The 12,282-nt window shown below is 65.2% G+C and carries 16 protein-coding genes and 1 riboswitch; of the genes, 8 read left to right on the top strand and 8 right to left on the bottom strand.

Annotation, left to right across the window (positions count from 1 at the left end):
• Positions 1-73: 73 nt before the first annotated feature.
• Positions 74-574, bottom strand: coding sequence for a YbjN domain-containing protein (locus ABIA42_RS27205; RefSeq protein ID WP_370119322.1), 501 nt, complete (start codon positions 572-574; stop codon positions 74-76).
• Between the two features lie 441 nt (positions 575-1,015).
• Positions 1,016-1,174, top strand: a riboswitch (FMN riboswitch).
• A gap of 76 nt (positions 1,175-1,250) precedes the next feature.
• Here ABIA42_RS27205 and ABIA42_RS27200 point away from each other — a divergent pair.
• Positions 1,251-1,814, top strand: coding sequence for a 6,7-dimethyl-8-ribityllumazine synthase (locus ABIA42_RS27200; RefSeq protein WP_028176646.1), 564 nt, complete (start codon positions 1,251-1,253; stop codon positions 1,812-1,814).
• A gap of 114 nt (positions 1,815-1,928) precedes the next feature.
• Here ABIA42_RS27200 and ABIA42_RS27195 read toward each other — a convergent pair whose 3' ends face one another.
• The 5 genes from ABIA42_RS27195 to lgt form a co-directional block, all read right to left on the bottom strand.
• On the bottom strand, positions 1,929-2,882 hold the full coding sequence (locus ABIA42_RS27195; RefSeq protein WP_271532045.1) for a ribose-phosphate pyrophosphokinase: 954 nt from the start codon (positions 2,880-2,882) through the stop codon (positions 1,929-1,931).
• A gap of 194 nt (positions 2,883-3,076) precedes the next feature.
• Positions 3,077-3,691 carry a hypothetical protein gene (locus tag ABIA42_RS27190; protein ID WP_370119325.1) on the bottom strand — a complete coding sequence of 205 codons (615 nt, stop codon included), beginning with the start codon at positions 3,689-3,691 and terminating at the stop codon, positions 3,077-3,079.
• Positions 3,692-3,993: 302 nt separating this feature from the next.
• Positions 3,994-4,761 carry a peptidoglycan editing factor PgeF gene (gene pgeF / locus ABIA42_RS27185; RefSeq protein ID WP_370119328.1) on the bottom strand — a complete coding sequence of 256 codons (768 nt, stop codon included), beginning with the start codon at positions 4,759-4,761 and terminating at the stop codon, positions 3,994-3,996.
• Positions 4,758-5,876: a class I SAM-dependent methyltransferase gene (locus tag ABIA42_RS27180; RefSeq protein ID WP_370119331.1), complete on the bottom strand. Its 1,119-nt coding sequence runs from the start codon at positions 5,874-5,876 to the stop codon at positions 4,758-4,760. Before ABIA42_RS27180 ends, pgeF begins: the two co-directional genes overlap by 4 nt.
• Before the next feature lie 20 nt (positions 5,877-5,896).
• On the bottom strand, positions 5,897-6,742 hold the full coding sequence (lgt, locus tag ABIA42_RS27175; protein WP_370119334.1) for a prolipoprotein diacylglyceryl transferase: 846 nt from the start codon (positions 6,740-6,742) through the stop codon (positions 5,897-5,899).
• A gap of 201 nt (positions 6,743-6,943) precedes the next feature.
• Here lgt and ABIA42_RS27170 point away from each other — a divergent pair, with 201 nt between their 5' ends.
• From ABIA42_RS27170 to ychF, 4 genes are all read left to right on the top strand, one after another.
• Positions 6,944-7,195, top strand: a complete 252-nt coding sequence (locus tag ABIA42_RS27170; protein ID WP_271532054.1) for an accessory factor UbiK family protein — start codon at positions 6,944-6,946, stop codon at positions 7,193-7,195.
• A 261-nt stretch (positions 7,196-7,456) separates the two neighbouring features.
• Positions 7,457-8,176 (top strand): 50S ribosomal protein L25/general stress protein Ctc, encoded by a 720-nt coding sequence (locus tag ABIA42_RS27165; protein WP_194391532.1) that lies wholly within the window; start codon positions 7,457-7,459, stop codon positions 8,174-8,176.
• 58 nt (positions 8,177-8,234) lie between these two features.
• Positions 8,235-8,840 carry an aminoacyl-tRNA hydrolase gene (gene pth, locus ABIA42_RS27160; RefSeq protein ID WP_271532057.1) on the top strand — a complete coding sequence of 202 codons (606 nt, stop codon included), beginning with the start codon at positions 8,235-8,237 and terminating at the stop codon, positions 8,838-8,840.
• 120 nt (positions 8,841-8,960) lie between these two features.
• Complete coding sequence (ychF, locus tag ABIA42_RS27155) at positions 8,961-10,058, top strand: redox-regulated ATPase YchF (protein ID WP_271532059.1); 1,098 nt, start codon at positions 8,961-8,963, stop codon at positions 10,056-10,058.
• A gap of 149 nt (positions 10,059-10,207) precedes the next feature.
• On the opposite strand, the gene ABIA42_RS27150 is transcribed toward ychF, so the two are convergent.
• Positions 10,208-10,504 carry a DUF4282 domain-containing protein gene (locus tag ABIA42_RS27150; protein WP_018648333.1) on the bottom strand — a complete coding sequence of 99 codons (297 nt, stop codon included), beginning with the start codon at positions 10,502-10,504 and terminating at the stop codon, positions 10,208-10,210.
• Between the two features lie 156 nt (positions 10,505-10,660).
• On the opposite strand from ABIA42_RS27150, the gene ABIA42_RS27145 reads away from it, so the two are divergent.
• The 3 genes from ABIA42_RS27145 (at position 10,661) to ABIA42_RS27135 (ending at position 11,938) form a co-directional block, all read left to right on the top strand.
• On the top strand, positions 10,661-11,113 hold the full coding sequence (locus ABIA42_RS27145; RefSeq protein ID WP_271532061.1) for a MaoC family dehydratase: 453 nt from the start codon (positions 10,661-10,663) through the stop codon (positions 11,111-11,113).
• Positions 11,113-11,595, top strand: a complete 483-nt coding sequence (locus ABIA42_RS27140; RefSeq protein ID WP_370119341.1) for a MaoC family dehydratase — start codon at positions 11,113-11,115, stop codon at positions 11,593-11,595. The genes ABIA42_RS27145 and ABIA42_RS27140 overlap by 1 nt, the downstream gene beginning before the upstream one ends.
• Before the next feature lie 196 nt (positions 11,596-11,791).
• A complete protein-coding gene (locus ABIA42_RS27135; protein ID WP_194391538.1) occupies positions 11,792-11,938 on the top strand; it encodes a hypothetical protein in 147 nt (48 codons plus the stop codon).
• Positions 11,939-12,078: 140 nt separating this feature from the next.
• On the opposite strand, the gene ABIA42_RS27130 is transcribed toward ABIA42_RS27135, so the two are convergent.
• Positions 12,079-12,216, bottom strand: coding sequence for a hypothetical protein (locus ABIA42_RS27130; RefSeq protein WP_271532065.1), 138 nt, complete (start codon positions 12,214-12,216; stop codon positions 12,079-12,081).
• Between the last annotated feature and the right edge of the window lie 66 nt (positions 12,217-12,282).

Genomic DNA, 12,282 nt, shown 5'->3' with positions numbered 1-12,282 from the left:
TCCCGGATCTGCGCTTCGCTTGTCCGGGACGACGGCGGGGAGGAACTGCAGCTCCCTCACATCTAGAGAGACCTTACGCCTCGCCCACCGTGTCGAACATCGCCGCGTCCATGGCTTGCGCCGTGGTCTTGCCCGCCCACACCACGAACTGGAACGCCGGGAAGTAACGTTCGCAGGCGTGGATGGCGCCGGCGAGCATGGTTTCGCACTGCGCGGTCGAGGCGATGAGGCCGCCCGGCAGCACCAGGGCCTGACGGTGCATAACCATGCCGGTGTTGGTCCACAGGTCGAAATGGCCGACCCACAGCTGCTCGTTCACCGCTGCGACGAGCCGCTGCACCTCGCTTCGCCGCGGCAAAGGAATCTTCATGTCGAAGGCGCAGGCCAGATGCAACGCCTCGATCTCGCCCATCCAGGTGAAGGAGAGCTGGTAGTCGGTCCATTGTCCCTTGGAGACAATCGTGAGTTCGTCTTCGCCGGAGCGTTCGAACGGCCAGTTGTTACTGGCAGCGATGTCCTCGACCACCGCGAGCGGATGGCTTCTGGAATCGATGGTGCCTTCGAGCAGGGACATGCCGTCTCGACCTCTTGCCTTCTTGTTGTCTTTGATACGCACGCGGTTGGGTCCGGCGCGCGCTCCCTAAACGTCGCTGCGGCGATCCATGGGGTCGCTCTCGCGAGCCCCTCGGATCAGCGCGGGCCTGTCGCGGATCAAGTGATGTGATTTGCGGAATCTGCGCAACGGGGTCGCGAGTCCGTCCACAAGCCAGGACTCGTTCGTCCACAGCTCATCTCCGCCACAATTATTAACGTTGGAGGTCCCAATTCCGGATCGAGCAGAACAAACCGGAATCAGATTCCCGAGGAGGGCCGCCAATCGCGAGTTCCGGCGAGCGCCGGCGCCAGGAGGACCTCAACCCCGGCATGGGACCATGCGCTTTGCCCATGCCGAACGCGCTTGCCGCGACTGCGCGAGGGCGGCATATTTCCGGTCAGGCCGTTCATCCCGGGCGGCCGATGTTCTCAGGGCGGGGTGAAAGTCCCCACCGGCGGTAAGGGCCGAAAGGCCTAAGCCCGCGAGCGCCTTCCGTGAGGGGTATCCCGAAGGGAAGGGTCAGCAGATTCGGTGCAACTCCGAAGCCGACGGTTAAAGTCCGGATGAAAGAGAACGGTCGGTGGCAGACGCATCGCAAGGTGCGGCTGTTTGTCGTTCCGTGTGCCCTGATTCTGGTCCTTAACTGAGGAAAGCCATGAATCAGATGCTGCAAGATCCCCAAAACGAAACGTCCCAGACGACCCAGCCGCCGGTTCCCGTGGACCCGCCGGCAATCGAGCATCCGCGCTTCGCCAAGCCGCAGCGGGTGGCCTTCGTGCAGGCCTGCTGGCACCGCGACGTCGTCGAGGAAGCCCGCATCGCCTTCATGAGGGAGGCGGAGGCGCGGCACCTCACCCATGTCGACGTGTTCGAGGTGCCGGGCTCGTTCGAGATCCCGCTGCACGCGCAAGTCCTCGCCAAGACGCGGCGCTACACCGCGATCGTCGCCGCCGGCCTCGTCGTCGACGGCGGAATCTACCGGCACGAGTTCGTCGCCGACACCGTGATCAAGGCGCTGATGGACGTGCAGCTCCGCACCGAGGTGCCGGTGTTCTCGGCCGTGTTGACGCCGCAGCAATTCCACGAGACCGAGGTGCACTACGACTTCTTCCGCAAGCATTTTGCGATCAAGGGCGTGGAGGTCGCGGCAGCCTGTGCGGAGACGTTGCACGGCCTGGAGCGTCTCCGCGGCCAGGTCGCGGCGGGAATCGTGGGGTAGGCGATGGTCATTCCGGGGCGCGCGAAGCGCGAGCCCGGAATCCATTTATCGACACTGATTGCTGCAACATGGATTCCGGGTTCGGCGCTTGTGCGCCAGCCCGGAATGACGGCGTCAGTCGAACAGGCTCGACACCGACTCTTCGGCGGCGGTGCGCGCGATCGCGTCCGAGATCAGGCTCGCGATCGGCAGCGTGCGGATGTTCGGCGCCTTGCTCACCGCCTCGGTCGGCAGGATCGAGTCGGTAATCACGAGCTCCTTCAGCCTGGAGTTCGTGATGCGGGCGGCCGCGCCGCCGGAGAGCACGCCGTGGGTGATGTAGGCGTAGACGTCCTTGGCGCCCTTGGCGATCAGCGCGTCGGCCGCGTTCACCAGCGTGCCGCCGGAGTCGACGATGTCGTCGACGAGGATACAAGTGTAGCCGGCGACGTCACCGATCACGTTCATGACCTCGGACTCGCCGGGTCGCTCGCGGCGCTTGTCGACGATGGCGAGCGGGGTGTTGATGCGTTTGGCGAGGCCGCGCGCGCGGGCCACGCCGCCGACGTCGGGCGAGATCACCATCACCTTGGAGAGGTCGAACTTCTCCTTGATGTCGCGCACCATCAGCGGCGCCGCGTAGAGATTGTCGGTCGGGATGTCGAAGAAGCCCTGGATCTGGCCGGCATGCAGGTCGAGCGTCATGACACGGTCGACACCGGCCTGGGTGATCAGGTTGGCGACGAGCTTGGCCGAGATCGGCGTGCGCGAGCCCGACTTGCGGTCCTGCCTGGCGTAGCCGAAATAGGGCAGCACCGCGGTGATGCGGCGCGCCGAGGAGCGGCGCAGCGCGTCGGTGATGATCAGGAGCTCCATGAGATGGTCGTTTGCCGGGAACGAGGTCGACTGGATGATGAAGGCATCCGAGCCGCGGACGTTCTCCTGGATCTCGACGAAGATCTCCATGTCGGCGAAGCGCCGCACCACCGCCTTGGTCAGCGGCAGGTGGAGGCCCTGCGCGATGGCCTGCGCGAGAGCCGGATTGGAGTTGCCGGCGACGAGCTTGATGGAGCCGTTCTTGCCCGACATGGACGCTTCCTCCCGCGCTTTGCTGGATACGACGTTCAACATCAGAAAATACCCACTGGAAGCACGGTTACGACGGGCGAGGAAATATCAGGCCGGAGGCTGCAATGGCAACCCGGGATGCTACGTTTTCCCTTTGAAAATCCAGAGTCGGGTCAACGGCTTGGCCGCAACTCGAGGCCGTGGTTTAGCAGGGGTTATCGCTCGGCATAGCCGAGCGCCGAGGCCGGCATGTCCGACAGCGGAGCGTCCTTGATGACGCTCGCCACCGCCGGTCCGCGCAGCGCCGGAGCCGCGCCCGGTGCATCCGGCGTTCCGTTGATCATGTTGGAAAGTCCGCTGAATCCGGCCTGGGCGATCTTCCGCAATACGAGATCGTCGGCAGCCGCCCACGCGTCGCGGCCGCCCTTGGCCGAGGTCGGTTCCTCGCCGGAGAGGCGCAGCGCCCGCTGCTGGTTGGCGTCGTAGACGTCCCAGACCCAGGCGATCACGGTCTTGCCGCGCACCACCTGGGCGGAGAGGTAGCTGCGCACGCGGTAGGCGGCCGTGCCCTCGCGGGAGACCACGGACAGGCTGCGCAGCTTGGATTCGCTGTCGAGCACCCCGACCATGCGGTCGAACACCTGCGGCGGTGGTCCGTCGATGGATTCGAACGCCACCGTGGCGCCGCTGCCACCGCTCGGCGCCATCGCATAGGAATTGCTCGGCGCGTTGCCGCCGGCACAGCCGCCAAGCGCAGTCGCAGCCGCCAGCAGCACGACCGCCAGCACGCGCGAACCCGCGCGGCGCAAATTGGATGACGCTTCCCTCATTGGAGGGCAGCGATATCGTTAAAATCGATTAACGTCTAGGGCGGCGGCGCCACAAGCTGCCGTGTTACGTCCCAGGTATCGCCCCGGAATGACACGGGGTTGCCGTTGTGTTCGCGCGTCCAGCGTGCAGCCTTCAAAGCGATGGTCGGGAAAACGGTGCGTGTCCCGGACGCGCTGCGGCGCGCAGTGCCGCTGCGCTGAGCCGGGACCCAGATTGCCGCGGAGATCGAGATCGCAGAGACATGGGCCCCGGCTCAGCGGCGCATCACTTGCGTGCTGCGCCGCGTCCGGGGCACGAGATCTCACCCTTCCAGCGCGATCGCGTGAACGTGCCGGCCGTAGTCCGGCTCCTTGCGATGCACCGAGCGGCGATAGCTGAAGAAACGTTCGTCGGCATAGGTGTCGAGGCCGAGATCGTCGATCATCAGGATGCCCGCCATGTCCAGTCGCTTGCGGATGAAACCGGCGAGATCGAACATCGCGTGGCCCTCGCGCACCGACGGGATGAAGAACACGGCGTTCTCGGCGTCAGCCTCGATGAAACGCGTCACGAACTCGTTGCCGACCTCATAGCTCTCCTGCCGGATCAGGGGGCCGATCGCGGCGATGATGCCGCCGCGCGTTGCGCCGAGCTTCTCCATTGCCGAGATCGTCGCTTCCAGCACGCCGGTGAGTGCACCCTTCCAGCCGGCATGTGCGCCGCCGATCACGCGCGCGTTGGGATCGACGAACAGCACCGGCCCGCAATCGGCAGTGGAGACGCCGAGCGCGATGCCTGGCGTCTTGGTCACCAGCGCGTCGCCCTTGGGCCGCGGCCCGTTCGGCCACGGCGCATCAGCCACGAGCACGTCGGGCGAATGAACCTGGTGCAGGCTGAGGAAGCGCTCGGGCGCGACGCCGACATGCTCGGCCATGCGGCGGCGGTTCTCGGCGACGAGGGTCTGATCGTCATGAGAGCCGAGCCCGCCGTTCAGGGCGGAATAGATGCCGCCGGAGACGCCGCCTTCGCGGGTGAAGAAGGCATGGCGCAGGCCGGGCACGGCGGACAGCAGCGACGAAGCAACCGTCATGAGGTCTCTCCAGCCTGTTCGAGATCGCTGAGGCCGGCAAGGCCCGTCAGCCGCGGCTCGGAGATGCCGAGCACCTTGAACATCGATCCCATGCCGCCGCGCCCGGTATCGGTCAGGCGCTTGAGCGCGACCGAAATGTCGGTGGCGACTTCGGGTGTCGCCTTCTGCATCAAGGCTGCGGCGCGGGTGTCGATGCCGATACGCTTGAGGAAGTCGCCTTGCGTCACCGGGCCGTGCACGCGGGCGCCGACATCCTCGGCCGCGCGCGCCAGCGCCTGGAAGTCGACATGGGCGGTGACGTCGGCCTGGCCCGGCGCTTTCAAGGGATCGGCGAAGGTGTGGCGCGCGATGGCCTGGAAGGTGTCGCCGGCATCGCTGCGCAGATGGCCGTAGTCGATGATGAGCGCCGCGCCGTCCTGGTCGCGCACGCGCGTGGCGAGCTTCATGATCTCGCCGTCGGGCCGCCACTCGAAGACCGCCCCGAAGGGCGCCGCGCGCACCAGAGGCGGCAGCAGCACCTCGAAGCGCGGTGTCGGCTCCGGCGCCGCGCCGAACTGAAGCTTGCCGTTGGGGTCGATCTCGATCACACGCTCGTGCCAGCCGTTCTCGAGCCTGACCATCTGGTGGATCGGCAGCACGTCGAAATATTCGTTGGCGAGGATGATGCTGGGGCCTTCCGGTACGTCGTCGATGCTGTCGTGCCAGGCGATGTTGCGCACGTTCGCCAGCATCGCACTCTGCCGTTCGCGCAGGACGGGATTGACCTCGACCAGGTGGATGTTGAGCGCCTGGTAGAGCGGCGGCAGCACGCGCAATGCGCGCAGCGCATCCGCCATCATGGTGCCGCGGCCGGGACCGAGCTCGATCAGTCGCAAGAATTGCGGCGAGCCCATCTGCTTCCAGACCGAGGCGGTCCACAGTCCCAGGAGCTCGCCGAACATCTGGCTGACCTCGGGGGCGGTGGTGAAGTCGCCCTCGCGCCCGAGCGGATCGCGCGAGACGTAATAGCCGTAGCGCGGATGCATCAGGCACAATTCCATGTACCGCCAGACCGGCATCGGGCCTGCGGATTTGATCAGCGCCTTGATCTCGTTGAGGAGCGGCGAGTCGGTCACGGCTGTCTTCTCGAAATGAACTAACGAATGGCCTGGAGGGGCTTCGGCGCCCCCCGCCTGACAGCCCATACAATAAGTATCGCGCCGACGATAAGCATCGGGATCGACAACAGCATGCCCATGGTTAACCCGCCCCAGAGGAAACCGAGCTGCGCGTCCGGCTCGCGGAAATGCTCGCCGGCGATGCGGGTCAGGCCGTAGATCAGGATGAAGGCGCCGAGGATCATGCCGGGGCGCTTCAGCGCGCCGAAGCGGATCATGATCGCGAGCACCGTGAACAGCAGGATGCCCTCCATGCCCGCTTCGTAAAGCTGGCTCGGATGGCGCGGCAGCTGCGTCGGATCGTTGGGGAAGACCATCGCCCAGGGCAGGCTCGGGTCCGCGGCGCGGCCCCACAATTCGCCGTTGATGAAATTGGCGATGCGGCCGAGCAGCAGACCGACCGGGGCGACGGCGGTGGTGATGTCGCCGAGCGACAGGATCGGGATGCCGTTGCGATAGGCGAACCACATCACCGCCACGACGCAGCCGAGGAAGCCGCCATGGAACGACATGCCGCCCTCCCACAATTTGAAGATCGCGGCGGGATGATCGATGAAGAAGGGAAGGTTGTAGAACAGCACGTAGCCGGTGCGGCCGCCGAGGATGATGCCGAGCGTGACCCACAGGATGAAGTCGTCGATCTGCACCAGCGAGATCGGCGCCGGCCCGCCCCACAGGCGCTGGTTCTTCAGGAGCGAGCGCGCATAGAGCCAGCCGAACACGATGCCGCAGATATAGGCCAGCGCATACCATCGGATCGCGAATGGACCGATCTCGATCGCGATCGGCTTGAAGGCGGGAAAGTCGATCAGCAGAAAGGGCATCGCGCCTTCTATGTCTGGACGAGATTGCGGCGGCGGAGCACCAGCAGCGGACGCCGCGTGATTCTTCTTATGCAGGCACGTTGAATACGATTGCAAGGAAACCGGTTCATGACAAGGATACCGGCGATCGGCCCTTGAACCGTTCGATGCGGATTGCCATTGTCTTTTCGAGAGTTCGCGCAAAGTTTATCGGAGGCCGAAATGACCCAGACCAGCAACCGGTTGTTCGACGAGATCGGCCGCCTGATGAACGACGCCGCCGGTGCCGCCCAGGGCGTCAAGCGCGAGTTCGACACCGTGATGCGCACCCAGGCGGAAAAATTCCTGCGCGACATGGACCTCGTCAAGCGCGAGGAGTTCGAGGCGGTCAAGGACATGGCGCGCCTCGCGCGCGAGGAGAACGAGGCGCTGAAGGCCCGCATCGCGGCGCTGGAGACCAAGCTCGGCGGGTAAGTTTCCTCGGCGTCATTCCGGGGCGATGCGGCAGCATCGAACCCGGAATCTCGAGATCCCGGGTTCGGTCGCTGGTGTGGCCGTCCCGGAATGACGGCAAATCCGGTGCCTTCCGCCAGCCCATTCTCCTTGTCATTTCCGCGTCTTCCGGGTAAAAGCCCGCCACGTTCGCGGCCCCCGCACCCCTGGAGGCTTGCTGCGGATGATGCCATGGGCCGCGCTGCGGCCCATTAACTTTTGCAAAAACAAGGACTTAACGACATGGCGACGACCGTCAAGGAATTGAAGGCGACCGCACGTCCGAAGAGCGGCAAGGGGGCCGCCCGGGCTGAGCGTCGCGCCGGCAGAGTGCCCGGAGTGATCTACGGCAACAACCAGCCCCCGCTGACGATCTCGATCGAAGATCGTGAACTGCGCCAGCGCATCCTCGCCGGCCGGTTCCTGACCACGCTGGTCGACATCGACCTCGAGGGCAAGAAGCACCGCGTCATTCCGCGCGACTACCACCTCGATCCGGTCAAGGATTTCCCGATCCATGTCGACTTCATGCGGCTCGGCGAAGGCGCCACCATCCGCATCAGCGTTCCCTTGCATGTGGTGAAGGCGGAAGGCTCGCCGGGCGTGAAGCGCGGCGGCACCGTCAACATCGTCGCCCATGCGATCGAGCTCGAATGCGGCGTCGAGAGCATTCCGCAGTACATCGAGGCCGATGTCGGCTCGCTCGAAATCGGTCACTCGCTGCATCTGTCGGACGTCAAGCTGCCGGCCGGCGTGAAGGCGCTGACCCGCGAGGACGCGACCCTCGTCACCATCGTGCCGCCGTCCGGCTACGCCGAAGAGCAGAAGGCCGCGGCCGCGGCGGCTGCCGGTGGCGCGGCTCCGGGCGCTGCGGCGGCTCCGGCGGCGGGTGCGGCTGCTCCGGCTGCTGCTGCTCCGGCGGCGGCTGCCAAGGCTCCCGCCGGCGGCGACAAGAAGAAGTAATCTCTCAAGGCTGGCGCGCGGTCCTTGATCGCGCGCCGAGCGAGGGGCGCGCCGCGTCATGCGACTCTTTGTTGGGCTCGGCAATCCCGGCGCGAAATACGCACGTAACCGGCACAATATCGGCTTCATGGCCGTCGACGAGATCGCGCGGCGTCATGGTTTCGCACCATGGCGCCGCCGCTTTCAGGGCGAGACCTCGGAAGGCACGCTCGGGTCCGAGCGCGTGATCCTGCTCAAGCCCACGACCTACATGAACGAGTCCGGCCGCAGCGTTCAGGAAGCGGCAGCCTTCTTCAAGATCGCCGAGGGCGACGTCACCGTGTTCCATGACGAGCTCGAGCTGCCGCCGGGCAAGGTGCGGGTGAAGATCGGCGGCGGCATCGCCGGCCACAACGGCCTGCGCTCGATCTCGGCGCATATCGGCAACGACTACCGCCGGGTGCGGCTCGGCATCGGTCATCCCGGCGTCAAGGAACTGGTGCACGGCCACGTGCTGTCGGACTTCGCCAAGGCCGACAACGAATGGGTGGCGACGCTCTGCGACGCTGTTGCCGAGCACGCCGCGCTGCTTGCCAAGGGCACGGACGCGACCTTCGCCAACAGGGTGCATCTCGCCATGCAGGCAAAGGGATTTTTGACCAAGGACGACAACGGCAAGGAATAGGGTCGCCGTTTTCGCCGTCATGCCCGGACTTGTTTCGGGCATCCACGTTCTTCGTTCCGCGCGTTAAGGCGTGGATGGCCGGGACGAGCCCGGCCATGACGAATACGGATAGAGGATACCATGGGATTCAAATGCGGGATCGTCGGATTGCCCAATGTCGGCAAGTCGACCTTGTTCAATGCGCTGACCGAGACGGCCGCGGCGCAGGCTGCGAACTATCCGTTCTGCACCATCGAGCCGAATGTCGGCGAGGTCGCCGTGCCCGATCCGCGGCTGGAGAAGCTCGCCGTCATCGCCAAGTCCGGCCAGATCATTCCGACGCGGCTGACCTTCGTCGACATCGCGGGCCTCGTGCGCGGCGCCTCCAAGGGCGAGGGCCTCGGCAACCAGTTCCTCGCCAATATCCGCGAGGTCGACGCCATCGCGCATGTGGTGCGCTGCTTTGAAGACTCCGACATCACCCATGTCGAGGGCAAGATCGCCCCGCTCGCCGACATCGAGACCATCGAGACCGAGCTGATGCTCGCCGATCTCGACAGCCTCGAGAAGCGCGTCGACAATCTCACCAAGAAAGCCAAGGGCAACGACAAGGACGCCAAGGAGCAACTCGACCTCGTCAACCGCACCCTGGTGCTGCTGCGCGAAGGCAAGCCCGCGCGCCTCGTCGAGCGCAAGCCCGAGGAGGAGCGCACCTTCTCCATGCTCGGCCTGCTGTCGTCCAAGCCCGTGCTCTACGTCTGCAACGTCGAGGAAGGCTCGGCCGCGACGGGCAACGCCTTCTCCAAGGCGGTCGAGGAGCAGGCGGCGAAGGAAGGCGCGGTTGCCGTCGTCATCTCGGCGAAAATCGAATCCGAGATCGCCACCATTTCCCGCGAGGAGCGTGCGGACTTCCTGGAGACGCTGGGGCTTGAGGAAGCCGGCCTCGATCGCCTGATCCGCGCCGGCTACCGGCTTCTCGACCTCATCACCTACTTCACCGTGGGCCCGAAGGAAGCGCGCGCCTGGACCATCCATCGCGGCACCAAGGCGCCGGCCGCGGCCGGCGTGATCCACACCGATTTCGAGAAAGGTTTCATCCGCGCGGAGACCATCGCGTATGAGGACTACGTCGCGTTCGGCGGCGAAGCCGGCGCGCGCGATGCCGGCAAGCTCCGCCTCGAAGGCAAGGAATACGTCGTCGCCGACGGCGACGTGATGCATTTCAGGTTCAATACGTAAGAGGTCGACTGCGTGCCCCGGACGCAGCGCAGCGCTTCTTCAGCGGTGCGCCGCAGAGCCGGGGCCCAGAAGCTTCGATTGTGGGTGCATGGGTCCCGGCTCTGCGTCGCGTCATTTCATGCCGCGCCGCGTCCGGGACACGAGAAGCCTCACCGCATCCCGCCGCCCTGGTCGCGGATCGCGCCGAGATGCTCATTGATGCGGAAGACGATCAGGATCAGCTCCGCGACGATGCGCGAGAACACGATGCCGACCACGACGCTGGCGATCGAGGACAGCAGCACCAGGAAGCCGCCGAACGGGCTGATCGCCATCGCAGCCAGGCCAGAGAAGATGCCGGAGAGGCCGAACAGGCAGATCAGCGCGATCACCAGCCAGTAGAAGGTCTTGATGATCGTCGGCGTGATGAAGCGGTCCCATTGAAACAGGTCGCTGAATGAAAACATCGCTCTCCCCAGGGGCAGATCAGGCCTCGGCCGTCGGTAGATCCGACTCAGGACCAACGCCGACACCCCATATGTAGCACGAGCCATGCGGGCCGGCGGGTTGAGATTGCCGCAAAGTGCGGCCACAATCTGTCATTTCCGCCAACCAATCCCAAGATGACCCTGACCTTTGAAGATTTCCCGCCCGGCCGGTTCGGAACGTTCGGCCCGCGCCATGTCACCCGCGACGAGATATTGGCCTTTGCCGCCGAGTTCGATCCGCAGCCGATGCACCTCGACGAGGAGGCGGCGGCGAAAAGCATGCTGCGCGGCCTGTCCGGCTCGGGCTGGCACCTGTGCTCGCTGATGATGCGGATGATGGCCGACGGCTTCATCACCCGCGCCGCATCGCTCGGCTCGCCCGGCGTGGATGAGGTGCGCTGGCTGTCGCCACTTCGACCCGGCGACGATCTCATGCTCGACGTCGACGTCGTGGAGGCGCGCACCTCGAAGAGCCGACCGGAGCTCGGTATCGTCAAGTTCAAATGCATCGTGCGCAACGCGGCAGGGCAGGCCCTCGCCGAGATGACCTCGCCGATCCTGATCAGGCGGCGCGAGGGAGCGGTCTGATGCGGTTCTTCGAAGACATCGCGATCGGACAGCGCCGCGAGATCGGTAGCTATACGTTCACGGCCGAGGCCATCAAGACTTTCGCCGCAAAGTTCGATCCGCAGCGTTTTCACCTCGACGAGGAGGAAGGCAAGAACTCGCTGTTTGGCGGGCTCGCCGCCTCCGGCTGGCATGTCGGCTCCGCCTGCATGAGCCTGCTTGTCGCCGACGGCCAGCGTCTGGCACGGGAAGCCGCTTCGCGCGGCGAGGAGGTCGCGGTGTGGGGCCCGTCGCCGGGCTTTCGCGACCTGCGCTGGATCAGGCCCGTGCTCGCGGGCGACACCGTTGCTTTCGTCAACGTCGTCGTCGACAAGCGCACCTCCGCCTCGCGCCCCGGCTGGGGCATTCTGACGGCCCGGACCACCGGCACCAGCCAGCGCGGCGAGGAAGTCTATTCCATCACCGCCAGCGCGTTCGTGCCGACGCGTGCGAACAGCGCTTAGACTCGTTCCAGAATGAACGTGCAAATGAGTGCGCGAGTGTTGCCCCCGCGCTATGGACGCGATTCCGGGTGGCTGCCATAAGCCTGCGCAACATGGTTACCGCGAGCAGTTTGGCGGGAACCAGTAAGTTGCTAACTAATTATGAACCTGTCGCTGTCTATTTGAAGCGAATTGCAGAGGACAGGGGACGAGGACCATGGCAGACCGCGGCGCACTCAAATTCGTTGGATTCATCTTCGCGACCGCGACGCTCGCCGTGATGCTGGTCGCCGGCATGGTGGTGAAGGGCTATGCCGATGGCGGCTACACCCTTGACGCCTCGACCGTGGAGGCCGCCCGATAAGGGGTCGTTGATTTCTGAAGCATGATTGGGAAAAGCGCGCAGCGGTTTCAGGAACGATCTGCTTAAACGACAATCTGGACCGCGACGACGCTTCATCCGAATCGCATCGCGCTTTAAGGGGGCCGGCGTCCGGCCCTCTGTCAGCGACTGTAGACGAACGCCAGCACCGCGATCGCAACCGCCAGCAATCCGACAAAGCGCAGCATGATGATGCCGAGCTGATTCGGCGCGGGCCGCAGCGATATAGGGTCCGTGTTGTCGGGCCGAATGCTTTCCATGACATGTCCCCAAGGCTCGGCCAAAACGGCCACGAGCGCTTGGCGTTTGTCGCCGGAGAGGGGTGG

The organism is Bradyrhizobium sp. USDA 327 (assembly GCF_041262065.1).
Taxonomy (GTDB): Bacteria; Pseudomonadota; Alphaproteobacteria; order Rhizobiales; family Xanthobacteraceae; genus Bradyrhizobium; species Bradyrhizobium liaoningense.
This window is presented reverse-complemented; position numbering and strand designations above follow the sequence as displayed.